At 72.0% G+C, this 24,505-nt stretch carries 20 protein-coding genes; 11 read left to right on the forward strand and 9 right to left on the reverse strand.

Going from position 1 to position 24,505, the window contains the following annotated elements; all coding sequences use genetic code 11:
* Nucleotides 1–3: 3 nt before the first annotated feature.
* Complete coding sequence (locus tag G407_RS0122760) at nucleotides 4–2,763, reverse strand: hypothetical protein (protein ID WP_156917686.1); 2,760 nt, start codon at nucleotides 2,761–2,763, stop codon at nucleotides 4–6.
* A gap of 275 nt (nucleotides 2,764–3,038) precedes the next feature.
* Here G407_RS0122760 and G407_RS0122765 point away from each other — a divergent pair, with 275 nt between their 5' ends.
* Together G407_RS0122765 and G407_RS31920 are read left to right on the forward strand one after the other, a co-directional pair.
* Entirely contained in the window at nucleotides 3,039–3,752 is a 714-nt protein-coding gene (locus G407_RS0122765; RefSeq protein WP_029032658.1) for a hypothetical protein, read from the forward strand.
* Nucleotides 3,753–3,777: 25 nt separating this feature from the next.
* Nucleotides 3,778–3,990, forward strand: a complete 213-nt coding sequence (locus G407_RS31920) for a hypothetical protein (protein WP_156917687.1) — start codon at nucleotides 3,778–3,780, stop codon at nucleotides 3,988–3,990.
* A 24-nt stretch (nucleotides 3,991–4,014) separates the two neighbouring features.
* On the opposite strand, the gene G407_RS0122770 is transcribed toward G407_RS31920, so the two are convergent.
* On the reverse strand, nucleotides 4,015–4,878 hold the full coding sequence (locus G407_RS0122770; RefSeq protein ID WP_029032659.1) for a DNA-binding protein: 864 nt from the start codon (nucleotides 4,876–4,878) through the stop codon (nucleotides 4,015–4,017).
* 159 nt (nucleotides 4,879–5,037) lie between these two features.
* Between G407_RS0122770 and G407_RS29530 the strand changes: the two genes are divergently transcribed.
* The 3 genes from G407_RS29530 to G407_RS0122780 all read left to right on the forward strand — a co-directional run bounded on the left by G407_RS29530 (nucleotide 5,038) and on the right by G407_RS0122780 (nucleotide 7,114).
* A complete protein-coding gene (locus G407_RS29530) occupies nucleotides 5,038–5,802 on the forward strand; it encodes a hypothetical protein (RefSeq protein ID WP_052341771.1) in 765 nt (254 codons plus the stop codon).
* Nucleotides 5,784–5,969, forward strand: coding sequence for a hypothetical protein (locus G407_RS30805; protein ID WP_052341772.1), 186 nt, complete (start codon nucleotides 5,784–5,786; stop codon nucleotides 5,967–5,969). The genes G407_RS29530 and G407_RS30805 overlap by 19 nt, the downstream gene beginning before the upstream one ends.
* A gap of 77 nt (nucleotides 5,970–6,046) precedes the next feature.
* The gene (locus G407_RS0122780; protein ID WP_029032660.1) at nucleotides 6,047–7,114 is read left to right on the forward strand and encodes a type I restriction endonuclease; all 1,068 of its coding nucleotides are present in this window, start codon (nucleotides 6,047–6,049) and stop codon (nucleotides 7,112–7,114) included.
* Between the two features lie 12 nt (nucleotides 7,115–7,126).
* Here the strand turns inward: G407_RS0122780 and G407_RS0122785 are convergent, their stop codons facing one another.
* Nucleotides 7,127–7,738 (reverse strand): GIY-YIG nuclease family protein, encoded by a 612-nt coding sequence (locus G407_RS0122785; RefSeq protein ID WP_169728824.1) that lies wholly within the window; start codon nucleotides 7,736–7,738, stop codon nucleotides 7,127–7,129.
* Between the two features lie 486 nt (nucleotides 7,739–8,224).
* On the opposite strand from G407_RS0122785, the gene G407_RS29540 reads away from it, so the two are divergent.
* From G407_RS29540 to G407_RS0122805, 4 genes are all read left to right on the forward strand, one after another.
* Complete coding sequence (locus G407_RS29540) at nucleotides 8,225–10,285, forward strand: AAA family ATPase (RefSeq protein WP_052341773.1); 2,061 nt, start codon at nucleotides 8,225–8,227, stop codon at nucleotides 10,283–10,285.
* Nucleotides 10,278–10,481: a hypothetical protein gene (locus G407_RS0122795; protein ID WP_029032662.1), complete on the forward strand. Its 204-nt coding sequence runs from the start codon at nucleotides 10,278–10,280 to the stop codon at nucleotides 10,479–10,481. The genes G407_RS29540 and G407_RS0122795 overlap by 8 nt, the downstream gene beginning before the upstream one ends.
* Nucleotides 10,482–10,686: 205 nt before the next feature.
* Nucleotides 10,687–10,929: a MerR family transcriptional regulator gene (locus tag G407_RS29545; protein ID WP_156917688.1), complete on the forward strand. Its 243-nt coding sequence runs from the start codon at nucleotides 10,687–10,689 to the stop codon at nucleotides 10,927–10,929.
* 147 nt (nucleotides 10,930–11,076) lie between these two features.
* The gene (locus tag G407_RS0122805; protein WP_029032663.1) at nucleotides 11,077–12,741 is read left to right on the forward strand and encodes a site-specific integrase; all 1,665 of its coding nucleotides are present in this window, start codon (nucleotides 11,077–11,079) and stop codon (nucleotides 12,739–12,741) included.
* Between the two features lie 52 nt (nucleotides 12,742–12,793).
* On the opposite strand, the gene G407_RS0122810 is transcribed toward G407_RS0122805, so the two are convergent.
* Together G407_RS0122810 and G407_RS0122815 are read right to left on the reverse strand one after the other, a co-directional pair.
* The gene (locus G407_RS0122810; protein ID WP_029032664.1) at nucleotides 12,794–13,054 is read right to left on the reverse strand and encodes a hypothetical protein; all 261 of its coding nucleotides are present in this window, start codon (nucleotides 13,052–13,054) and stop codon (nucleotides 12,794–12,796) included.
* A 22-nt stretch (nucleotides 13,055–13,076) separates the two neighbouring features.
* Nucleotides 13,077–14,522, reverse strand: a complete 1,446-nt coding sequence (locus tag G407_RS0122815) for a hypothetical protein (protein WP_029032665.1) — start codon at nucleotides 14,520–14,522, stop codon at nucleotides 13,077–13,079.
* A gap of 229 nt (nucleotides 14,523–14,751) precedes the next feature.
* On the opposite strand from G407_RS0122815, the gene G407_RS0122820 reads away from it, so the two are divergent.
* Entirely contained in the window at nucleotides 14,752–16,008 is a 1,257-nt protein-coding gene (locus tag G407_RS0122820; RefSeq protein WP_029032666.1) for a DUF4427 domain-containing protein, read from the forward strand.
* A 656-nt stretch (nucleotides 16,009–16,664) separates the two neighbouring features.
* Here the strand turns inward: G407_RS0122820 and G407_RS0122825 are convergent.
* Both G407_RS0122825 and G407_RS0122830 read right to left on the reverse strand, forming a co-directional pair.
* Nucleotides 16,665–18,173, reverse strand: coding sequence for a tyrosine-type recombinase/integrase (locus tag G407_RS0122825; protein ID WP_245259155.1), 1,509 nt, complete (start codon nucleotides 18,171–18,173; stop codon nucleotides 16,665–16,667).
* A gap of 71 nt (nucleotides 18,174–18,244) precedes the next feature.
* Nucleotides 18,245–19,804 (reverse strand): fused MFS/spermidine synthase, encoded by a 1,560-nt coding sequence (locus G407_RS0122830; RefSeq protein WP_029032668.1) that lies wholly within the window; start codon nucleotides 19,802–19,804, stop codon nucleotides 18,245–18,247.
* Between the two features lie 166 nt (nucleotides 19,805–19,970).
* On the opposite strand from G407_RS0122830, the gene G407_RS0122835 reads away from it, so the two are divergent.
* Nucleotides 19,971–20,978: a GNAT family N-acetyltransferase gene (locus G407_RS0122835; RefSeq protein WP_029032669.1), complete on the forward strand. Its 1,008-nt coding sequence runs from the start codon at nucleotides 19,971–19,973 to the stop codon at nucleotides 20,976–20,978.
* A 70-nt stretch (nucleotides 20,979–21,048) separates the two neighbouring features.
* Here G407_RS0122835 and G407_RS0122840 read toward each other — a convergent pair whose 3' ends face one another.
* Nucleotides 21,049–23,247, reverse strand: coding sequence for a 3-hydroxyacyl-CoA dehydrogenase NAD-binding domain-containing protein (locus G407_RS0122840; protein ID WP_029032670.1), 2,199 nt, complete (start codon nucleotides 23,245–23,247; stop codon nucleotides 21,049–21,051).
* Between the two features lie 20 nt (nucleotides 23,248–23,267).
* On the reverse strand, nucleotides 23,268–24,476 hold the full coding sequence (locus tag G407_RS0122845; protein WP_029032671.1) for an acetyl-CoA C-acetyltransferase: 1,209 nt from the start codon (nucleotides 24,474–24,476) through the stop codon (nucleotides 23,268–23,270).
* Between the last annotated feature and the right edge of the window lie 29 nt (nucleotides 24,477–24,505).

The raw sequence follows: 24,505 nt of genomic DNA on the forward strand, positions 1-24,505 counted from the left end.
CCCCTATCCTTCCTTGACGCAGGAGACGACTTCTTCGAACGCAGTCGCCATCTCGTCCCACAGGACCCGAAGCTCGGCGCGCTCTTCGGTGAAGCGGGCGTAGAATTGATGCGGGTTGACGAGAAACCGCATCGCGCGTTGGTTCTCCCGAAACCCCGCGCTCACGTTCTCGGCCCGGGTCCTTACGATGGAATTGCCCCAGAACTGCGCCGCGAGCGCCTCGTCCACGCCCAAGGCGGTCATGAAGTAGCGGAAGGCGCGCTTCTCGCGCGGCGCGCGAGGTTGGCGGCTCTCGTCGTCGGGCCGAGCGGAAAGCCAGCGCGCTACGTTCTGAAGCTCGTTTTTGCCGAAGGGCCTACCGCCGTCGCTGCCGTTCGCGCGAGCGAGGTCGTGCATGCGGCCGAGCAAGTGGCAGGCCTTCTCCCGCATCACCTTGCCCGGAAGCTGGTCGGCGCGGTCTTGGACATGGGAGCGATACAACCTTAGAAACGTGTCGTCTCCCGCTTCTACCGGACCGAGCAGCGTATCGAGGCGCTCCTCGAGGCGGCCTGTCATGATCATGATCTCGTCGCCGGCTGCGACCTTGCCGGCTTCGATTTGGTGGAAAGGGGCGTTCCTGTCGTCGCGGCGCACCACGCATTCGCCCTGGGCTCGGTAGACCAGCTGGTACCCGCCCGTGGTGCGGATGACGACCTTTGGCCCGTCCGAGCCGCCCGCCTGCCCGCTTCCGCTGAAGTCGAGCGTGATCGCCGTGGAAAACGGCAGTTGGGCGTCTCCCTCCAGGGTGCCACCGTCGTCAGGGTCGTCGCACACGGCCAGCGGGACGATGAAGGCCTCCAGCCGCGCGGCGAGCTCGGGCACCAGGTGCTTGACGTTCACCAAATGCTGTCGCGCACGGCCCAACGCTCCCGCGTCACCGACCAGGACCACTTCTGGCAGCACGGGAAGCGAGGCGATCCGCTTCACGCATTCGATCGTGGGCTGCAGCACGACGAGCGTGTCGACGCGCGCCGACCCGTGCACGTCCACCGCGGCGACGTCGACGGTGCGGGGAGTGCAAAGAGTAAGCTTCCGAAGCAGGCGCTTCGCCTCGACGCCGTCGAAGCCGCCCTCGTCGATGAACTCCCGTAGGGCGTCCTCGATCATCGGATTGCGGACTACCACGACGGTTCGGTTGGCCTTCCTGCTGGCCCTTTCGAGAAAGTCCCGGAGGCACTCGCTCACTTCCGTGGTCTGGCGGAACGCCTTCAAGGCGTCGAGCAGATACCGCCGGAACTCGACGAGATCCTCCCGAAAGGGACCTGCCTCGTCGGCGGCGCTCATGAGCATGCTCGCGACTTCGATCTCCTTGAAGCGCTTTGCCCCCCAGACGGAGACCCGGCGCTCCTCCTCCGCGCCCTCGACGCTTTGGATGAAGAAGTCGTACCCGACGGGTAGAGAGGCTACCTCCTGGAGGAACGCGATCCCGCCGCGAATCGCTTCGGCGGCTTCCGGGCAGCCGGCCGTCTGCAGATCGCGAGCCTTGGGCAGCCACTCCTTGCGAGCCTTCGCGACCTGTGCCGTCTTCACGAGAACGGACACCTTCGGCGCGTCACGGCCCGGGAGCGGGCCGTCGGTCGTCGAGAAATCGACCGACTGCGTCTTGAGGACCGCGCTGACCAGGGGAAGGCCAGCCGCCGATGCGTCCAAGCTCGTCGCGTCGGCGAGGATCTCACGGCAGCGATCGGCGAGGAACGGGTCGGCGCAGGCGACGACGAAGGCCGGTCTGCCCCCGACGTTCGTGGCGAACGAGTTCTTGACCCTGCGCAGCCGCGACATCGTCTCGGCCACCTTCCGGAGATCGGCCCGGGTCAGATCGACGACGACGACGTCGGTCTCGGCTCGCAACCGCCGGGTGAACCGGAGGCATCGGTCCATCGACTGCGCGTCCTCGGGCAGGCCGAAGACGCAGACCGGCGCGCCGGACGCGTCCGAAGCGCAACTCGCGGCTTGCGGCTTCTCCCGAAGAAGCTCGCGCTTGCCCCCGAGATCCGCCAGGAAGTTTCGCGCACCCCGCGAATAGGGTGGCTGCGCGTCATCGGACGGCTCGAAGATCGGAACGAGCTCGAACAGGTTGGGGCTGAGGACCGGCTCCCCGCCGAGGCCCGCCTTTCGACCGGAGACCTTGGCCGAGGCGGTTGCCCGCAGGAGATAATCGTAGTGGTAGATCGGCCCTCCCCACTCGGATTTCTCCCGGCTTGTGATCCGCGCAAGAGCTCGAGCGGCCAGGTCGACCTCGTCGACGAAGAGACGGCGCAGCTCCGTCTTGAGACGCAGCCCGTAGGGGTAAAAGGCGATGGTCACCGGCCTTGCGAGGTCGGCCTCGTGCAAGGCCAACGCTGCCGCAAGGGTCGCGCCGAGGGGGCTTTGCAGCTTGTCCGGCCAGGTGAAGACGACGCGATCGGTCTGGTCGCCGACCGCCGCGAACACCGCGTCGATCATTGCGCTCGCGCCCGCTACCGGAGCCAACTTCGTGCTGGTATCCGATACGTGGAAGAACGACAGGTCGGCTCCGCGAACGCCCCCGGGAAGGGGCGCGCGCCGGCGGCACGCCGGGGCGGACGGCTTGGGCCTCGGAGCGGGATCGAGCTTGGGCGGCGGCGGCGCGGCCTGCTTCTCGCGCATGCGGGCGACAAGTTCAGCCTTGCTGCTGCGCGCATCCGCCTGGTGCTCGCGAAGACGCGCGAGCTTATCCTTCGGCCTGAACCGAGCGTCGTGATGCACGATGCCGCCCCCGAATCCGCAACACGGCAATGATGCGGGTTCGGCGAAGCGATCGCAAGCAGCGGGAGCCCTCTTCGGCACCCGCGCAAGCCCACGCATCCAAATTTTATCATTTCGCTACAGGCGCGCCGATCACCGCAAGGATCGACGAAACGGACCACGGGGCAAAAAGGGCCCGACTTCTTAGGGCAAAGACCAGCCGACCGCACCTGTTCGCACGCCCGCCGCGACATGTGCTGGGCTTTCGACCGAACCCGACCGCAAGGAGGCTCGGAATGAAGACCGCCGCCGACGAGCACACATGCGTAAACGACGACGAAATCCTCGACATTGCGAACGAGGTGTTCGGCGCGTCCGCAGAACAGAGCGTCGGTCGGGCGCTGGGTCGCCACCACCGATTTGGCCACTCGCCCAGGATGGTCGAGGATCCGAACGACCCGCCCTCGTGGGCGCACCAAGGGATGGAGCGCCTCGACTACGAGGAAGCGCTCGGGCGCTACGATCCGGACACGGGCACCATTACGAAGTGGCCCCGCGGCATCGCGCGCGCCGCCGAGGTCCTCGACGTCAAGCCGCACTCGCTGGACCGCCTGGTCGACCTGCACGAGCACGCGCACTCGCTCCACCACCGCGGCGTGGCTTCGACATCGGCTCGTCCGCAGGAGATCGCCGACCTCCTCAGCCGACAGGACAAGGTATTCCGGGCGATAAGGAAGGATGCAGGCGAGCAGGTTGCGCAGCTCGCCACCCTCCTCGTTCTCCGCCAGAGCCGCGATCTAGCCAGGCATCGCCGCGCTGTGGCAACGTTCGACGATTTCCTCGACGCCTTCTTTTGCCTGATGCGCCGTCAGTCCGATCCTTACCGACTGCCTCCGGGCACTCGAACCATGGATCTCTCGCGTCTCCAGGACAAGCTCATCCTGCTCGTCGAGATGACGGACGCGGGCATGTCGCCCTCCGCGGATAACATCCGGCGCATTCTCGACTGATAGCGCCTGCTCATTCGGGCAACCCATGACGCTCGACGTCCTCGACCTCGACTTCTTCCTCGACGACATTGCGTACAACCGGAGACATCGCCTCGAATTCGTTTCTAATCTGTTCGTCTTACCGCGGACGCCGCGACCCGAAACCGGCTTCCCGCCGCCGGGATCGCGCAGTCTTAAGGAGATCCCGGCGCCCGGCCTGAAGCTGCGTTCGACACCCAAAAGGGCGAATATGCCCTGATCCCCACCAGCAAGAAACGGCAGGTCAATCCACGCCGCCCGACCGCCCACCTCGCCTGATCTCTGCCATGGCGGCCGCGGTCGCCGCCCGGCGCGCCGCCGAGAGCGCGAACGTGGTGTAGCGCGGAGGCCGCCTGGGCCCGCGCGGCGTGATCGCCTTGAAGCCCTCGCCGTCCCTCGCCCTCCTCGTGAGCCACTGCCGAACTTTGGCCTCGCCGTCCCGGCCGAGAGCGGTGATCAGCCGCAGCCGGAATGCGGGCTCCAGCGCGTCGAGGATCTCCTGCGTGGTAAGTTCCTTCCCGGCGGCCTCGATCACGCGCTCGGCAGCGGCGCCGAACTCGACCCAAGGGGCTTCGTCCCTTGCCGCCCGGGGCCTCCTCCCGGTCGCCTCGGCAACGGCCTCGGCGGCCGCGGCTTCCGCGGCGCGTCGGGCCACTTTCTCCGCCGAGAGCGCCGCGGCGAGGTCCGCCGCCCTCTGCTCGGCGGCGCGGCGGTCCTCGCGCTCGCGCCTGTTCGCCTGGCTCACGAGTTCGCGCTCCAGCCGAAGCTCGTCGAGCTGGAGGTCTCTATCCCAGACCTGCGTCTCGAGTTCGATCAGGCGACCGTCCATCGCCTCGGTTTTCGCCTGCGCCTCCTCGAGCGACCGCCGCGCCTCCGCCCGCGCCAGGATCCAGACGCGGGACAGGAAGTCCGCGTAGGCGCGGTCCACGATCTCGGGGCGCTCGGCGGGTTCGTCGTCCCGCTTCTTGTGCCATTCCCTCAACAGCGGCCCAACCGCGTTGGGGCTCCCGCCGGTCGGGAGCAGGGCCGTAACCCGGCGCACGGTCGGGTCCTCTCCGCGCCGGCGCAATTCGTCGGCCGCGTCGAAGACCTGGGCGCGGTCCACCATGGCGTTATCCTCCCGGCGTTATCCCGCGTTATCTCCTAGCCGTTATTCGTTGTTATCCCCTTACGCACGCCACTTGGGGCGATCGGGCGCGCATTCATCCCGGAGGCGTAGCGGTGGTGCTAGGATCGCCCGAGCGCATGAGCGGGGTCGGAGGGGCGAATGGCCGTCGTGGAGTATCCGTACGCGGTGTTCAACGCGTCGCGCGGGACGGGCTACGAGGACCGGATCGAGACGCGGTACCACTTTCCGCACGGCCTGCTGAAGCCGGCGACGGCGGCGCTGGGCAAGCGCATCGTCTACTACGAGCCGCGCCGGGCGGCCGAGGGGCGCGGGCGCAACGCCTATTTCGCGACGGCGCGTCTGCGCGAGATCGTGCCCGATGAAGAGACGGGGCGCCCGGGGCACCACTTCGCGCTGGTGGACGACTTCATGCCGTTCCGGGTCCCGGTTCCGCTGCGCAGGCCGGACGGGTCATATCGGGAGAGCCGGATCGAGGCGCCCCAGAGCGCGAAGGGGCTGCTTCAGAACTCGATCCGCGGCCTGCCGGCGCCGGACTTCGCGGCGATCGTCGTCGCCGGCCTGGGCGACCTCTTCGACCCGTCCAAGGTCGCCCTGCACGACCTCGACGAGGCGGTCCGGGATCCGGAGACGCGGGAACTCCTCCACCTTCCGAGGGACGACCTGGAGCGCCGGGTCGAGCAGATCCTGGTGAACCGGAAAGTCCGCGACGCGAGCTTCAGGGCGAACGTCCGCGAGGCCTACGCCTTCCGCTGCGCGGTGACCGGGCTCGCGCTCCGCAACGGCGGGGGCCGACCGGAGGTCCACGCCGCCCACATCTGGGCGGTCGAGTACGGCGGGCCCGACGTCGTGCAGAACGGGGTCGCGCTGAGCCAACATTCCATTGGATGTTCGACCGCGGCCTGATCGGGATCCGGGACGACCTGTCGCTCATCGTCTCCGACAACAGCATCCCGCCCGCGCTGCGTGGCCTAATCGGCGATCAGAGGAAGCGGATCATCGCGCCGGCGGACGAGAGCCTGCGCCCCGACCCGTTCTACCTGGCGAAGCACCGCGAGAGGCACGGCCTGTGAGCGCACCTGTTCGCGCGCCCACGTTGAACTGCTATGCTCCCCGACGAATCCGATCGGGCGATCGCGGGGGCGGGGCATTGAACGAGATCGAAAGCACGATCGAGCGGCTGCGGGCGCGGATCAAGGACCTGCGGGAGCGCCGGGTGGCGCGGCCGACCGAGGCGGACACGATCCGCGTCCTGATCACGCCGCTGCTGCGCGCCCTCGGCTGGGACATCGACGACCTCGACGAGGTTCGCAACGAGTATCGGCACAATCCTTCCGACAACCCGGTCGATTACGCCCTCTTCCTGAACCGCACCCCCGTGCTTTTCGTGGAGGCGAAGGCGCTCGGGGAAGGCCTCGACGAGCGCAAGTGGATGGTGCAGACGATCAACTACGCCAACACCAGCGGCGTGGACTGGTGCGTGCTGACCAATGGCAACGAGTACCGCTTCTACAAGGTCCACGCCCAGGTCGAGGTGCAGGAAAAGCTCTTCCTGAGCGTCGTCCTGGACGACGACGCGCCGATCCCGGCCAAGGTCCGGAGCCTCTCCCTGATCGGCCGGGAGCGGATGGGCCAGCGCGCCATCGACGAGCTCTGGACCGAATGGCGGGTGGATCGCCAGGTCCGGCAGGTCCTGGAGGGACTGCCGACGGACGAGGCCTTCCTGCGCCTCATCGCGAAGAAGAGCGGGGGCCTGAGCATGGGCGACGTCCGGAACTCGCTCCGCCGCGCGCACCTGCGCGTCGACTGTCCGGGCGTCTGCGACGTGATCGAGCAGCCGCATCGCACGGCGAACGGCGCCGCCGGCGAGCCGATGCCGGCCTTCGCCGCGCAGGAGGTCGCGCACGCCGCTGCCGAGATCGAGGTCGAGGACGCGCCTGCGGAGGCGGTCGGGGCCGCGCCTCGCAGGAAGCGCCGCCTCATGCGGACGACCGAAATGATCGAGCGGGGGCTGCTCCGGGCCGGGATGCGGTTGACGATCAAGGGGCGCCCGGGAAGCGAAGCGGTGGTGGTGGACGGCCGCCATGTCGAGTTCGGCGGGGAGCGGATGTCGTTCAACGACTGGGGCTGCCGCGTCACCGGGTGGACGGCGATCCAGATCTACGAATGGGCGGAGATGCCGGACGGCAGGTTGCTAAGCGCGCTGCGCGAGGCGTGAGCCGGCACGCGCTCACCGTGGCGGGCGCCAGTCGTACAGGCCGTTCCGCTTGGAGAGCCACGGATCGCCCTCGATCCGGGCGCCGTCCAGAGCGTCGTAGATCGCCTGCAGCGCCTCGGCCGTCGAGCAGCGACGCACCTCGGAGGCCTTCTGGCTGCGCCCCTCCTTCGCGTAGGCGAGCCCCGCGCCCGCCGCGCCAAGCAGCGCGAGCGCCCTGAGTTCGACTTCGCCGGCGTTGGGCAGGTAAAGGTGGAAGAGCATCTCCCAGTCGTCGAGACCGGCGTAGGCCTCTGCGCAAAGCGACCGCTCGCGGTCCCGGACGTTCTCCGTCGAACCGATCTTGACGACCTTCCCGCGCAGCGAGCCGGCCACGTAGACCCAGCCCGGCTTTCCGTGCCGGCGATGGTAGGCCAACTTGCTGCTGTCGCACTGCACGCAGTGGCCGGACCGGGTGCGGAGGCGATGCCCGCCGCGCGCGCAGGGAGATCCGATGATCACCGGCTTGCCTTCCGCTCGCGCCCGCTCCCGCCATTCGGACTTGGACAGCCCCGAGGCGTCGAACACCGCCGAAAGCGGAATTCCGTGGTGGGCGAGAAAGGCCCTCTCGTCCAACGTAAGCTCCATGGACGCCTCCCTTATCCGGCCTAGCGGCGCGCTCCCGCCGTGCCCCGTCGTTAACTATGCTGCTCGGCGCGCAGAGCGAAATCCGGTCTCGTCCCAAAATCGGCGTTGACATCGCCTTAAATTGTTCCTTATATGTTCGCATGACCGTGCACGCCGCCATCCTCCGCGACCCGAAACCGGCCCCCCGCCGTCGGGATCGCGCCGTCCTCCGGCGATCCCGCCGCCCGGCCTGAGGCCGCGCGCCCGCACGGGAGGTCGCCCGCCGAGGATCCGCCCGTGGCCAGACCCGATCCCGCCCCGCCTAAACGCTTCGCCCCGGCCGCCGCCGCGCGGCCGGCCGCGCGCGCGACCTGACGCCCCGCGGCCGTCAAGCCCGGGCCTCCCGGCGCGCGAGATCACCGTTCCCCTTTTCCTGCAAGTCGGCGGAGGCGCGCCGGCGCGCCCCGACGCGCGCCGCGGCCGCACCGCCATGCGAGGCGACCAGCCATGGCCCGAAAGCGCAGATACGACACGAGCCACCCGAGCCCCCTGAAGGCGCTCAAGGACAGATCCGAAGACCCTTCCGCGCCGGGGGAGGACGGCGATCCGGCGGGCGACGCCGTCGATGAGTTCGTCGCGGGCCTTCCCGCGCCCGGTCCCGGCGGCCACGCGTCGCCGGACGCCCCGGTCCCCGACGCCGCCGGCGCGCTGGCGGACCGCGCCCTCGCCGCCGCCCTGGCGCCGCGGTCTCGACGGATCCTGCTCGGGAAGCCGGGCCTCGCCGTCGTGGTCGCGGTGCCCGGGGCGGCGTGGGTCGCGCCGATCCGCGGCGCCCTGCGCCACGCCGGGCTCGAGGGCGCCGTCGCGGTCGCCCGCGACGGCTCGGAGCGCCGCGCCCGCGAGGCCGGGCGCGACGAGAGGCACGTGGCCGAGTGCCTGTCCTCCGGCTTGACCGTGGTCGGGATCTCGCACGCCCCCGCGGCGCTGCTGCCGCCGGCGCTCGTCTCGGCCGCCGACCTGCGGATCGCGGTCGCACCGCCCTCGGGCGCGACCCTGCGCGCCGTGCTGCGAACCGTGTGCGGCGGGCGCGTCCCTCCGGTCCCCGACGCCGCCGCCGCCGGCCTCGGCTTCTGGGAGATCGTCGCCGCGCTGCGCCCGGGGACCACGGCGCGGGCCTGCCTCGCCCGCCTCGCCGCGGCGCGGGCCGCCGCGGCCGGGCCCGGCGACCGGGAGGCGCCGCCGGCGCTGGCCGACCTGCGCGGCTACGGCGAGGCCATGGACTGGGCGCTCGATCTTTGCCGCGACGTCGCGGCCTTCCGCGCCGGCGGGCCGTGGACCCCGCACCCGGCGGTGCTCGCCGGCCCGCCGGGCACGGGCAAGACGCTGCTGGTCAGGGCGCTCGCACGCGAGGCCGGGCTGCCGCTCGTCGCCACCTCGATGGGCGCGCTGATGGCGGGCGACGGCCACCTCGACGCCGTCTGCCGGGCGCTCGCCGAGACGGTCTCGCGCGCCGAGCAGGCCGCCCCGGCGATCCTGTTCTTCGACGAACTCGACGCTGTCCCCTCGAGGTCGAGCGGCGGGCGCGACAAGAACGACAACTATTTCCGTGTCCTCGTCACCCACTTCCTGACGCTTCTCGACGGCGCGGCGTCGGGCGCCTCGCGGATCGTGCTGGTCGGGGCGACCAACGCCCCGGGCCTGCTAGACCCCGCGCTGGTGCGGCCCGGCCGCTTCGGGCGGATCGTGCCGGTGTTCCCGCCCGACGCCGAGGCGCTCGCCGGGATCCTGCGGCTGCACCTCGGCGACGACCTCCCCGGCGCCGACCTCGCCGGGCTCGCCGGCATGGGCGAGGGCGCGACCGGCGCGGTCGCCCGCTCCTGGGTGGAGCGGGCCCGGGCCGACGCGGCGGCGGCCGGCCGGCCGCTCGCGTTCGGCGACCTGCTGCACCAGGCCGCCCCGCCCGAGACCCGGCCGGCGGCGATGCTGCGGCGGATCGCCGTGCACGAGGCCGGCCACGCCGCCGCCGTGCACGCGCTCGGGCTCGGGACGCTGTCGCGCGTCTCGGTGGTGGCCCGCGGCACCCGAGGCGGCTCCACCGGCGCGGTGCTCGCGCCCGAGGCGGGCCTGCCGACGCGCCGGGACGCGGAGGCCGGGGTGGTCGCCGCGCTGGCCGGCCGCGCCGCCGAGGAGGTCCTGCTCGGGGAGGCGTCCGCCGGCGCCGGCGGCGGGCCGCGCTCCGACTTGGCCGAGGCCACGGCGACGCTCGTCGCCCTGCGGACCTCGTACGGGCTCGGCGGGTCCCTGCTGCACCGGGCCGACCCCGGGGCCTGGCAGGCGGCGCTGGCGCGCGACCCCGCCCTGGCGCGCGCCGTCGAGGCCGCCTCGGCGCGCCTGCACGCCGAGGCGGTGGACCTCGTCCGACGGCGCCGCGCCGGCATCGAGGCGCTGGCGGAGGCCCTGGTCGCCCGTCGCCACCTCGGCGGCGCGGAGGCGGCGGCGATCCTCGACCGTCACGCGCCCCGCCGCCGGGCCCGCCGGGCCGGATCCGCGGGAGGCGACCGTGGCTGATCGGAGCGCCCCCGACGAGCGGCTCGTGCTGGCGCGCCTGCGCCGGCTGCGGGCCGTGCTGGGCGAGCGCGCCCACGCCGAGGCGGTGGCCCGCGCGCTCGCCGGGATCGGCCGCGCTGCGCTGCGGGAGGCGGAGCGGCGGGCCGGGCGGCGCGCGTGCCGTCCGCGGCCGCGCGCCAAGCAAGAACAAGGATAGGATCGCTTATTCTTGCGAGGACGGGCGGCGCCGCGGTGCATCCGCGCGGCCGCGGCGCCGCCCCGAAAGAAGCCGGCGGGCAAGGCAAGTCGGCCCTGTCCTTTCGACGGGACCGCAGACAGGGGGCGCGCCGGACGGCGACGAATACTGCGCGCGAATACTTGATAACGACCAAGGAGCGAGGACTTGCGCGATGGAGAATACCATGCTTCCTGAGAACGGCCCCGGGCGGCAGCGCCGCGTCGAGCGGCGTCCGGATCCCCGATCTTGGGACCCGGACGAGATCATGACGCTGCCGGAGGCGGCCGCCCTTCTGTGGCCGGACGGCGTCGTGACGGTCGCGACGCTCAGGACGGCCATCCGCGACGGGATCCTGGTCCCGGTTCGGATCGGGCGCCGGCTGTTCGTGACCCGCCGCCTGCTGGCGGCGCTCGGACGCCCGGCCTGAGGGCCGAGAAAAGCGAAGGGCCGACCGGGCGCAAGCCCGGCCGACCCATCGAAACGCGGCGGCGGCGCGAACCGCCCCGCGGGTATCCAACCGACGCACCCACGAGCTTGCCGGCGAGGGGTGCGTCCAGCCAAGGGACGATAGCACATGAGGACGACGAAGCAAAGCCGGGCGCGGGCCCGGGACGGGCTCGCGCACCCGGTCGAGGACGGTGGTCTCCCCCGCCCCTGGTTCGAGGACGACGACGGCGGCCCGGCGCCGGCCGCGCCGCCCGCGGCGGGGGCCCGGCCCGGCGGCGAGGCGGTGCCGGGCCGGGACGATGCGGATCCGCTCGCGGACGCCTCCCGGCTCGCGCTGGAGGCGGCGCGGGACGCCCAGCTGCGCACCGCGATCGCGGCGCTGCCGGCCGGCGAGGACCCCTGCGCCGGCTGCCGGCTCGATCTGCGCCCGGCGCGCGCGCAGCACACGCTGGGCATCTACTACGTCCGCAAGGGACGCAAGTGGCTCGAGCCCCTGGGGGTCCGCGAGGGCGACCACGCCAGGGCGCAGAGCGCGTTCGACCTGTGGAAGCTGCAGCGCCGCGCCGAGGCCGTCGGGCTCGTCGCGCCCAAGTCGATCCCCATAGCCGCGGTGACGGGGCGGGCGCTCGACGAGCTGCGGCCCGGCCCCGGGGCGACGCAGCGCGACAGGGAGACCTTCGCGGACCTCCAGCGCCGGGTGGACCGCATCCTCAAGCACTTTCCCGGCCGAACCGTCGGCGACCTCGTCGGGCGCAACATCCGGGCCTACGCCGGCCAGCGGATCCCGGACGCGCGGTTCACGGTCCAGCGTGAGACGCGCTACCTCTCGCCCGCCACGCTGCGCCTCGACATCTTGGCCCTCCGCCGCTGCCTCAAGGTGTTCAAGTCGGAGGTCGGCGTGTCCTGGGCGCCGGAGATCGTGCTGCCCCAGGCGAAGACGGGCCGGGAGCGCCTGTACTCGCGCGACGAGATCGCCCGCATGCTGTGGGCCGCCCGCGGCCGCGTCTGGGACGCGGCGACGGGCGGCTGGGCGCGCGAGCCCGTCGCGGACGGCGTCGACCCCGCGACGGCGCCGCGCGTGCTGCGCCCCCCCGAGGAGCGGCTCCGGCGCGAGCCGATCCGCCGCGCCGTCATCACGATGTCGAAGTCGGCGACGCGGATCGACGCCGTCATCGGCCTGCTCTGGCGCCCGCACCCGCACTGCGGCTGCGTCGACGTCGAGAGCGGGCTGATCCACCGGGGCGGCTACGGCATGTCCCGCCACCAGGGCAAGCCGCAGCTGACCTCCGCGCTGATGCCCGACCTGCTCGGCTTCCTCGAGCGCTGGCGCCGGCGCGACCTCGCGGCCGGCGTCGTCGGCGTGATCCACAAGCCGATCGGGAAGAACCGCGGCAAGCGCTACAAGGATTTTCCCTACACCTTGTGGTGGCGCACCATGGCCGACGCGGGCCTCGGTCTCGACAGCGACCCGCACGCGCTCTGCCACTACTGCATCACGTCCCTGCTCGCCGCCGGCTACGACCCGGTCGCCGTCGCCTACCTGGTCGGGCGCGACCCGATCACCATCCTGCGGGACTACCTGCACTGGAACCTCGAGGCCCAGCTCCACGCGGTGGGCGCCGGGCGCCGGCCGCCGCTGAAGCTGCGCATGGCCGACCTCGCGGACGGCGAGCACGGCACCCGCCGCTCCCGCCGCTACGCCCAGCCGGAGCACCACGGCCGCTACAAGCCGCCGGCGCGCGACGCCAGCGGCTTCCCGACCACGCGCCGGAGACGCGGCGCGCGCCTCTGATCGGCAGGGCTCCGAGAGGTGCGCCGCGAACGCGCGGCGCCCCTCTCGCGCGTCAGCGCACGCTCGCCGCCACGGCGCGCGTCGGGAACAGGGCGGGCCGGCGCGGGTCCGCCGCCGGTGACATCCGGACGTAGAGGTCCGGGTCGGCCATCACGGCCGGGAGGTCGCGCTCCGGCACCAGGACGTAGTTCTCCTTCGCCTTCCAGCGCGGGTCGCCGGGCACGTAGCGCACAGCGCGGTAGAGCCCGTCGGGATAGCGGTGCGGAAGGCAGGCGCGGCCTTGCCGGTCGGTGGCGACGTAGACGGTCGTCATGTTCGGTCCTTTCGGATGGGGATCAGCTGCGCATCAGGCGGCGGAAACGGGCGTCCGGAAGCCGGCGGTCGCGCCGGGTCCGGGCGAGATGGGCGTCCATCGCCCGCATGCGGTCGGACAGCTCCCCCAGGAAGGCGCTGACGATGGCGAGGTCGTCGCCGAGCAGCGCGTGCTCGATGCGCTCGAGGAGCGGCGCGTCGGCTCCGTCGGCATCCGGCAGGGCCTCGGGAACGGCGAAGCCCGGCACATACGGCCAGGGCTGGGCATTCAGCAGCGCGCGCCGCCAGCGGACGTCCTCCCCCGGCTCGACGAGTTCGCGCAGCGTGTCGGCGTCGATGCGCAGCTTGCGCGAAACCTGGAGATCAGAATAGGCGAGGCGGCTGAAAAGCCGACCCGTGTCGCCCTTGTCGGCGGTTGCTTCGACGTGGGTCCGATAGACGGGGCAGGTGATCTCCAGCTCCGAGCCGAGCTCCACGCCGAGGTCGCCGTCCCCGTCGCGCATCGTGAGAGTGTGACGGAACGGGACCCCGGAGGCGAAGACGAAGCGCTCCGCCGGCTCCGTCTCGGTTGACGGCGCCGACGCGACGGCGGTCCAGGGATCGGCGAACAGAACAGCGCGCAGACCGCGCTCCCGCACGATGCCGAGCCAGACCACCTCCAGGATGACCGCCTCCCGGGCGCCGAGCGGCTGCGGGCGGACGGCGTCCTCGTCGCTCGCGTCGGCGTCGTAGCGGATCGTCTCGACTTCGGCACGCCCGACCCGGCGCACGAACAGGGGAACGCGCAGCGCCTCCCAGAACGCCGAGTCGAGCACCTCCTCCTCGTGAGCCGGGACCAGCGTTCGCCGGCCCGGGGCCCAGGCGAGATCCTCGCGGACGAGGAAGCGCAGGAATTCGGGGTAGTCCACGGGCTCGCCGTCGGTAGCCTTCTGGACGCGCCCGAGGAAGGGGGCGAGCATCGACAGGTTGGCCGCGAGGCGCTCGTAGGGGTCGGCGCGCTCCGGCGCGAAGGGGGCGAGGTAGTCGGCGAGCGCGCCGCCGAGCTCTTCCAGGAGGTCGTCCTCGGCAACGCCCGCCTTCGCCGCGATCGCCTTCGCCATCGCCGCGTAGGCGGCGAGGCCCTTGTGGACGGGCCGGCCCACCCGCAGCGGGGCGACCAGCGTGCCGGCGTCGTCCATCTCCCGTGCGGTGAGCGCGTACTTGTAGGTCTGGTTGGGGTCGGCCGTCACCTTCGCCGCCCTGCAGGCCTCCGAGACCCCGATGCGGTGGCGGCGCAGCATGCGCGTGACGGCCGTCGCCGCGGCGACGGCCTCCGCCTGCGCGAGCTTCCGCCGCGCACCCGGGGGCGGCTTGGGCTTGGAGCGGTCGGCGAGGAAGCGCTCGGCCTGGCGGAGGGCGAGGGCGTTCGGGTGGGTCGCGGCCAAGACGGCCTCCTTGATTAGCATCGCCACGGTTTCGTTCTGGCTCATGGTCCTCTCCTTCGTCGGGGATGGCCCATCCTCGCCGAAGACGGTCGGATCTCCACGCTCTTAGTCAGAACGACGCTACGCAAATTCTGCATAGCGTACCCGGCGCGTTTCGAATAGTCGGCGGATCCGGCCGGGGCGATGCCCGGCCTGCCCAGGATTCGGGTGACGGCGCGTTCCGGGGCGGCTATCGTCGGTGCCCGTGAGCCGACGGCGCGCATCGGAGGGGAGATTGGCCAGAAACGACGAGCGGTACGACCTGTCCGACCGGCTGATCCACTTTTTCAGGGCGGTTCGGCCCTACGAGCCCGACACCCCGCCGCTGCCGGAGGTCTGGAGCGGCGGGCACCTGTGCGAGGGCATGGACGACCCGATCTCGCCGTTCTTCCTGATCCGCAATGCCGTGCGCCAGGGACGCATCTGGGCGACGTGGTCCGTTCGGGGCGGCCGGCGGACCGTCTACGGCCCCGATCCCGCCGTCTGCTTCACGGAAATGCCTATCGCCGCGTTCATCGAGGCGGGCGTCGCGCGCTCGGCGATGGGACAGGCGATGAGCGCCTACGGACTGGTGCTGCCGAAGGCCGCCGCGTTCGGGCTCGGCGCGCGACCCGTGATCTACGCCCTCGACGAGCCCGCCCGCGTGACGGACCGAGCGGACGGCCCCCGCCTGATCGACCCGACGCAGATGCCCGAGCGCGAGCAGTATCGCTACGTCACCTACGACCCGACGGGCGGGCGACCGATCGACTGGACCCACGAACGCGAATGGCGCTGGCCGCTGCGCGGAGCGCCCGCGATCGACCTCGACGATCCTCCGGCGGAGTCCGACGACTACCCCGGCTTCGACCTCGATCGGCCCGAGCTGACGGGTATCGGCGTCGTCGTGAGGACGAGCCGGCAGGCCGAGCATCTCGTCGCGGACATCCTGGCGAAGGTCGATCGCGGCGACGTGCCCCGGGACCATTACGAGTTCGTCATCGCCTTGGACGCCGTGCCGCGGGTGTCGGACCTGCGCGACCGCGCCGCGTTGATGGCGGCGATCGACGCCGCCCGGATCGACCTGTCCTCGTTCTTCGCGATGACGGAGGAGCAGGCCGCGCCGATCGGCGATGCCTTCTCCGCGCTGGTCAGCGAGGTCGAGAACGCTTCTGCGCCGTCCGAGGCGGGCGAGTTCGGCGGGTGCTGGCTCTGGATCCTGGACGCCCGGGCCGAGCTGACGCGGGCGCTCCTGCTGGACGGGAGGGCGTTCGTCTCCAGGAAAGGAAAGTACCTCGTGCGGCTCTACGGGTTCCGCGACGACCGCAGCCTGCGCCAGCGGCAGGAGATGACCGAGCGCCTCGCCGCGCTGGCGAAGGAGCGGTTCGGGGTGACGGCGACCTATTTCTCCGTTCTGGGCAGCGACGACCCGGACGGGCTGCCCTTCTACAATGGGGACATGCTCGACGAGCGCAGCTTCTACAATCACGCTCGCGACGCGGACGACTACTGAGCCGCGTCCTACGGCGGCGGCGCCGAGGACGCGGCGGGTGCCCGTGCCACGCGGGCGCCCGCCTGGGCGAGGCCTGCGCCTGTCCGGACGCGCACGGCCTCCGGCGGCGCGAGCCGCGGGGGGGCCCGCGTCCCGCCGGCGGGCCGCGGCCAAGCCGTTGCCGCCGTTGGGGATCCCGCCCGCGCGCCGGTACGCCGTCACGGATAGAGCATGGCGCGGTTCGCGCCATGCTCTTGCGTTTCCTCCATTTCTGTTCGTTCCGGCTCCGTTCGGCGCACGACCATCGGCGCTCTTTGCGAGCCGCGGGACGCCCGCAAGACCCGCCCCACGGGCGATCCGTCGATTTTTTTAATCCCGCGGTTTCTTGCGAAGACGACGCCAGGGCCGTAGCCCGCGTCGTATGGACTGGCGATCGTCGAGGGTTGCGCGGGCGTTCGACTTGCCCATGGGTCTTACGGCAACGTGGATAGGCACCAACGGCCGCCTTACCGCCGCCCTGCGCCGATTTGCCAAGCTGTCTATCGCCCGCCCGAAGCCGCCGCGAAGAAGAGCGCGCGGCGCCGCCAAGTTCTCGAAAAGGACAGCCCCTGGCCGTTCCGCAGATGCCGCCGGAGCGGTGCCGGAAGGTCTCTGCCCTCTGACCTTGGAGCGCGGTACTACCGCTTGGTCCGCTTGAGCGGCCGCGCCTCCGGCACAGGGCCCTGATCGAGCGGAGGCAGCCGGATCGCGTCGATGAGAAGCTTCGCCTGCTTCCATGCCGGACCGGCGCTGTAGCGGTCCAGCGTGATCGACCCGTGCGCGTGGCCGACCACGGCGGAGATGATGTTGGCGGGCATGTCCGCCCGCTCCGCGGCGGTCGTGAACCAGCGCCGGAAGCTGTGGAAGTTCACCAGGGAGCGACGCTGCCCCTCGACCACGTGCGCGACCTCCAGCTTGCGGCGGTACTCGGTGAAGCATCGGCTCGTGTAAAAAGACCGCTCGCGGAGGCTCCCGGGCGGCGGCTCCCGCCATTCGTGGAAAAGGGCGTCGTCCGGGGCTTTCCCCCGGCTGCGTCGCTCGATGATCTCCACCAGGTCGCGGTGGATCGGCACGTCGCGCTCCGTTTCCTCCCCCTTGGCGGCCTGGAAGCGGATCCCGCCGTCGATGCAGTCGCCGACCTTGAGCCGGACGATCACGTCGAGGCGCGCCCCCGTGAGGGCGCCGAACATCATCACGTCGTGGAGCTTCGGCGACGCCCCGCCGGAAAGCAGGCGCCGGAGTTCCTCGTCGGTGAAGGCGCGCTCGGCCTCCTTCTTCCCGGCCGAGGGGATCTGCCGGCCCTGCCATGGATTGGCCTCCCAGTCGTATGCGTTCCCGAGGAAGACCCAGTAGCGGTTCAGACGGGTGAGGTACTTCTTCTTGGTCGCCGGGTCGATCCCGCCGGCCATGCCGCCCAGGTCGGCGAGGAAGCGCGTCGCCCTCGCCTTGGTCATCCCCTGCAGCGTCGCCGGCACGCGCTCCTTCTCGCACCAGGCGACGAGATACCGTAGCGCGCGGACGTCGTCGGCCCTTGTGCGGCGGGTCACGGTCAGCGTCGCGAGGTACTGCTCGTGGTGCAGGGCGAGGGGCGTCGCGCTCCCCGTCGCCACGGCCATGAAGTCGTCTGCCAGGGCCTTCCGGCGTTCGTCGTAGATCGGGAAGGCGTCGCCGGTCTCGGGGTCGATCAACTCGCGGACCTCGGGTCCGAGGATCTCCGCCTCCCGCTCGAGCACGGCGCGCGCGAGGACGTCCGCTCCGGCGTCCCGCGCGCCGCCCTCCATCTCTCGGTACAGCGCCCGGATCTGGGCGGCCTCGCGTATCAAGGCGCGGGGCTTGCCGGCCACCTGCTCGGCCGCCTGGTCGATCCGGTCGCGGAGTTCCTGCAGCACGCCGTGCTTCAGCGCGTTGGCGATGATGAGGCTGTCGGTCCCGAGCGACTTCTTCAACCGCGTCCCGAGCACCTTGTGCAGCTCCTTCGGCACCCCCAGGGTGACCCGGTAGTGAGCCCCGTGCTTCTCGAGGTAGCTCAGGTCGCCGGACCTCTTGCGCGGCATGGTGGAGTCTCCGCCTGTACCCAGCCTTGTACCCCGGTGCTGTACCCGGGAGGCATGGCTAGCAAGGCTTTCCTTACCGGGAAAGGCCTTCATCTTCGTTGATGAGGTCTCCCCTCAGCTCCACCAGGTCCTTTCCCGAAAATCAGCAGACACCGACGCCGAACTCAGTACCACGATGCCGGCACGGGGAAGACCGACGGTGCCGGGGTGGCGCGGGCGATCGCGAGCGCGAAGTCGTTGCTCCAGTCGGTGAGCGGCGCCGTGCCGGCGAGGTCGGCGGGCCCGAGGAGCTCCGGGACCAGGCGGCGGGGCCCTCGGGCGAAGAGGTCGCTCGGGTAGTCGGCGAGGGCGAGCGTCGGCGGGGTGCGCGCCGACGGGCCGGCGAGCACCATCCGGTTGAGCCGCCCGGCCGAGCCGCGCACGTCCTCGTAGACGGCGAGCGGCCCGCCGGTCCCCGCCGCGATCGCGGCGAGGAGGCGGCGCGTCGGGCGCGTGCCCAGCGGCGGCACCACCGCGTTGACGACGAGGGCACCGGAGGGCGCGAGGCACGCGTCCGCCGCGGCGAAGGTCTCGCGGGTGACGAGGTGCTCGGGAATCTCGAGCCCCGAGAACACGTCGACGAAGATCGCGTCGTAGGGCCGTTCGCAGTCCTCCAGGAAGAGGCGCGCGTCGGCGATCCGCAGGTCGATCTCCGGTGCGAGGTCGAACCAGCGCCGGGCGACGGCCGCCGCGGCCGGGTTGACGTCGACGGCCGTCACGGCGAAGCCGGCCCGGGCGATATCGCTCGCGATCACCCCGCCCGCGAGGCCGAGCACCAGCACGCGCCCTCCGGGCGGAACCGTTTGCGCGATCAGCGCCTGCGTGATCGCGGCGTAGAGCAGCGGCGTGCCCGGCAGGTCGCGGCCCGCCGCGCTCTGGATCTGGTTCTCCTCGAGGTAGAGCCGCACGGTGCCGTCGCGCCCGGGCCGGGTCACGTCGGCGACGATCACCGTGGCGTGGGCGCTGCGCTCCGTCGCCACGTGGTCGACGCGGTAGGGGCCGAAGGCGATCGCCGCGGGCGCGGACAGGAGCGCCGCGCCGGCGAGCGCGATCGCGGCGACCGCGCCGGGCAGCAGGAGCGCCAGCGCCCGCAGCTCGCCCAGCGTGCGCGCGGCGACGAGCGCGACGGCGACGAGGGCGCCCGCGAGCACGGCGAGCGTCGCCGGCGGCGGCATGTAGGGCAGGAGCGCGAAGGCCGCGAGGAAGACGCCCGCCACCGAGCCCACGGTGCTGATGGCGAAGACCTCGCCGGCACCCGAATCGCCCGAGCCGGTCGAGAGCAGCGCGATCGCGAGCGGTCCCATGGCGCTCAAGAGGACGAGCGCCGGCGCGAGCACCAGCACCACCCCGACGAAGGCGCCCGTGAGCGCGCCCCCGACCGCCAGCTGCGGCAGCAGCATCGGCGCGAGTGCCCCCGTGAGGCCGAGCACGATCGCCGCGAAGGCGGGGATGCGCGCGAAGCGCCGCGCGGGCGCATCCGCCGACCAGCGCGAGCCGAGATGGTAGCCGAGCGCCAGCGCGAGGAGCGTCACCGACAGGATCGCCGTCCAGACCACGAGCCCGCCGCCGACATAGGGCGTGAGCAGCCGCGACGCGATCAGCTCGAGGGCGAGCGTCGCCGCGCCCGTGACGAGGAGGGCGGCGTGGACGGCGAGGCGGACGGGGCGGGCGGAGGCGTGCGGCACGCGCCGTCCTAGCGCGGCGGGGCCCGAGGGTCCAGCTGCGCGGCAGCGGCGCGAGGCGAGCGGCGAGTTGCGTTGGCATGGTTTCTGAAACGTGAACGACGCGCGGCGCTTTCGAGCGACCCGCCGTCCCGGAGCGGGACGAGAGTGACCATCCAGGAGCACAGGCATGATGTTCGCGTCCGCGTCCCCCCACGGCCAGACGTCCCGCGGCGGCACGGCCCGGCGGCCCGAGACGTCCGCGATCCCCCGCCTCGACGTGGGCGGCTTCGGCATCGAGCTGCGCGGGCCGCTGGATCTCGACGCGATCGCCGCGCCCTGGACGGCGCTCGCCCGCCGGGCGCTCGTGCCGAGCCCCTTCGCGGAGCACGCGCTGCTCGCGGCGGCGGCGCGGCACCTGCCGGAAGGCCGCCAGCTGCAGACGCTCCTCGTGTGGAGCGGCGCGCGCCTCGTCGGCGTCGCGCCGGTGACGAGCGCACGCAGCCCGCTCGGCGCGAAGCGGCTCGCGCCCTGGCGGGTCGATTTCTTGCCCGCCGCGACGCCGCTCCTCGACGCGGAGGCCGCCGGTCCGGTGCTCGACGCCATGCTGCGCTTCGCCCGCGCACGGGGCACGCCGCTCGTCCTCGCCGACGCCCCCGTCGGCTCGGCGCTGGCCCACTTCTTCCGTGCCGCCGGCCTCTCGGCGAACGCTCCCGCACCGGCGCTGGAGCCCGAGCCCGACCGGTCCGTGGTCCCCTTCACCGATCTCGCCTACGACAGCGCCCGCACGGCCGCCGAGGTGCGCGACGCCGTCGAGGTCTTCCTCGCGCTCGACGTGGAGGCGGCGGCCGCGCAGCGGCGGCACGCGCTGGTCCAGGATCCGGGCCACGCCAACCTCGTGCGCACCGCGACGCGCCGCGCCGCCCGCGAGCGCAGCTGCCGCGTGGCGATCGCCCGGCGCGACGGCGCGGCGGTCGCGGCGGCGATCCTGGTGCGCGACCACGCCTGGCTCACCGTGGCGACGCCCGCCGAGGAGCCCGCCCTCGCGGCGCTGCTCGCGCGCCGCCCCCTCGCGCCCGCGCCCGTGCGCAACGACTGGTCGCTCGCTCCGAGCGCCGTCGGCCGGCCCGGCCTTCCCGCCCGCGGCCTGCTCGCCGCCGCCCGCCGGCTGATCGCGCCGCTGCCGCGAGCGACGTGAGGGGTATCCGGAACGAAGCAGGGCTCCCGCGAGGGAGCCCTGGATCACGACCGCGTCTGGGCCCGGCCGCTCACGCGGCGGGCTTCATCCGCCCGTAGAACGTCTCGCCCGCGTCCGCCATCTGCCGCAGCAGGGCCGGGACCCCGAAGCGGGCGCCGTGGATCGCGGCCAGCCGGTCGGCCTTCTCGACGAAGGCGGCGGCGCCCATGAAGTCGATGTAGGAGAGCGCGCCGCCGGTGAAGGGCGCGAAGCCGAAGCCGAGGATCGAGCCGACGTCGGCCTCGCGGGGGTCGACGATGACGCCTTCCTCCACGGTACGGGCCGCCTCCAGCGCCTGGGCGACGAGGAGCCGGTCCTGCAGCTCGGCGAAGTCGATGGTCTCGCCCTCGCGCGGCGTCTTCGCCATGGCGGAAAGGCCCGGCCAGAGCCGCTTCTTGCCGCCCTCGGGATAGTCGTAGAAGCCGCGGGCGTTCTTGCGCCCGAGCCGGCCCTCGCCCTCGACCATGGCGACGAGGAGCGCCTTCTGGTCGGCGTCGACCGCGCCGGCGCCGAGCTGCGCCTCGGTCGCCTTGACGATCTTGAGCGCGAGATCGAGCGCCACCTCGTCGTTGAGCGACAGCGGGCCCACCGGCATGCCGGCCGCCTTGCCGGCGTTCTCGATCATCGCCGGGGGCACGCCCTCGACGAGCATCTTGTGCCCCTCCAGGATGTAGGCGCCCACGCAGCGGTTGGCGAAGAAGCCGCGGGCGTCGTTGACGACGATGGGCGTCTTCTTGATGGCGCGCACGAAGTCGAGGGCGACCGCGAGCGCGTCGTCGCCGGTCTTCTCGCCCATGATGATCTCGACGAGCATCATCTTCTCGACCGGCGAGAAGAAGTGGATGCCGACGAAGCGCTCCGGCCGCGCGGACGCCTTCGCCAGCCCGGAGATCGGCAGCGTCGAGGTGTTGGAGCCGAAGATCGCGGTCTCGCCGACGGCGGCCTCGACCTCGGCGATCACCTCGGCCTTGACCTTCGGGTCCTCGAACACGGCCTCGACGACGAGATCGCAGCCCTTCAGCGCCGCGTAGTCGTCGGACGCGGTGATGCGCGCGAGCAGCGCGTCGCGGTCGGCGGTCTTGGCGCGCCCCTTCATGACCTGGTCGGTCATCAGCTTGTGCGAGTAGGCCTTGCCCTTCTCCGCGCTCTCCATGTCGCGGTCGACGAGCACGACCTCGAAGCCGGCGTTCGCCGCGACGTAGGCGACGCCCGCGCCCATGAAGCCGGCGCCGACGACGCCGATCGTCTTCAGCCTGGTCTCGCCCACCGAGGCCGGGCGGCGCGCACCCTTGTTGAGCTCGCCCATCGAGACGAAGAGCGTGCGGATCATCGCCGCCGCCTCCTTCGAGCGCAGGATGTGGGCGAACCAGCGGGACTCGACCTTGAGCGCGAGGTCCATGGGCAGCTGCAGGCCCTCGTAGACGGACTGCAGGATGGCCTTCGCCGCCGGGTAGTTGTCGTTGGTCTCGCGGCGATAGATGGCGTTCGCCGCGGGCCAGATCTGCATGCCGGCGGGCGAGTAGACCTTGTTCGAGGGGAGCTTGAAGCCCTTCTGGTCCCACGGCGCCACGGCCGAGCCGCCGTCGCGGATCCAGGCCTTGGCCGTGTCGACCAGCTGCTCGTGCGGCACGACCTGATGGACGAGGCCCATGTTGCGGGCCATGAGGCCCTTGATCTGCTGGCCCTTGAACAGCATCTGCAGCGCGTCGCCGGTCTGCATCAGCCGCGCCACGCGCTGTGTGCCGCCGGCGCCGGGGAAGAGCCCGACCTTGATCTCGGGGAGCCCGACCTTGGTGCGGTCGTGGTCGCACAGGACGCGGTGGTGGCAGGCGAGCGCCAGCTCGAAGGCGCCGCCGAGGCAGGTGCCGTGGATCGCCGCGACGAACGGCTTGCCGCAGGTCTCGAGCCGCCGGTAGAGCAGCGAGAGACGGCGCGATTCCTCGAAGAAGACGCGCATCGCCTCCTCCTCGCCCTTCTCGCGGGCGAGCGCGCCGTGCATGTCGCGCAAGCCCTGGAGCATGGTCAGGTCGGCGCCGCCTGAGAAGTCCTTCTTGCCCGACGCGATCACGCAGCCCTTGATGCCGTCGGTCGCGGCCACGTGCTCGATCACGCGGGCGAGCTCGTCCATCACCGCGAGGGTGATGACGTTCATCGAGCGCTCGGGCATGTCCCAGGTGAGCAGCGCGATGCCGTCGGAGTCGGTCTCGAAGCGGAAGTTGGTGAGGTCCATGGTCGTGTCTCCCGGCTCTCTCAGACGCGCTCGATGATGGCGGCGGTGCCCATGCCGGCGGCGACGCACAGGGTGACGAGCGCCGTCTGCTTGCCCTGGCGCTCCAGCTCGTCGAGCACGGTGCCGAGCACCATGGCGCCGGTGGCGCCGAGCGGGTGGCCCATGGCGATGGCGCCGCCGTTGACGTTGACGATCGCCGGGTCGAGGTCGAAGGCCTGGATGTAGCGCAGCACGACCGACGAGAACGCCTCGTTGATCTCGAAGAGATCGATGTCGGCCTTCTCCATGCCCGCCTTCTTCAGCACGAGCTCGGTGACGTCGACCGGCCCCGTCAGCATCAGAGCGAGGTCCGAGCCGATCGAGGCGAAGGCCTTGATCCGCGCGCGCGGCGTCAGGCTCGCCATCTCGCCGGCCTTCCTCGAGCCGACGAGGACGGCGGCCGCGCCGTCGACGATGCCCGACGAGTTGCCGGCGTGGTGCACGTGGCGCACCGCCTCGACGTCGGGATGGGCGGCGATCGCCACCGCGTCGAAGCCCGCCATGTCGCCCATCTGCTCGAACGCCGCCTTCAACCCGCCCAAAGACTGCATGTCGGTCGACGGGCGCATGTGCTCGTCGCGGGCGAGGATGGTGAGGCCGTTCACGTCCTTCACCGGCACGACGGACTTCGCGAAGCGGCCCTCGTCCCAGGCTCGTGCCGCGCGCTTCTGGCTCTCCACCGCGAAGGCGTCGACGTCGTCGCGCGTGAAGCCGTACTTCGTCGCGATCAGGTCCGCCGAGATGCCCTGCGGCAGGAAGTAGGTGTCGATGGCGAGCTTCGGATCCACCGGCCAGGCGCCGCCGGACGCGCCCATGCCGATGCGCGACATCGATTCGACGCCGCCGCCGATCGCCATCTCCTTCATGCCGCTCATCACCTGGGCGGCGGCCAGGTTCACGGCGTCGAGGCCCGACGCGCAGAAGCGGTTGATCTGGACGCCCGGCACCTCCTTGCCGAAGCCGGCCTTGAGCGCGGCGGCGCGGGCGATGTCGCCGCCGGCCTCGCCGACGGGATCGACGCAGCCGAGCACCACGTCCTCGATCATCACCGGCGGCAGGTGGTTGCGATCGCGGATCGCCTGGAGCGTGGTGACGGCGAGATCGATCGCCGGCACCTCGTGCAGCGACCCGTCCGGCTTGCCGCGCCCGCGGGGCGTGCGGACGTGATCGTAGATGTAGGCCTCGGTCATCGTTGCCTCCCTTTGGAGTTCGTATCGTG

Origin of the sequence: Salinarimonas rosea DSM 21201 (assembly GCF_000429045.1) — a bacterium.
Lineage (GTDB): Bacteria > Pseudomonadota > Alphaproteobacteria > Rhizobiales > Beijerinckiaceae > Salinarimonas > Salinarimonas rosea.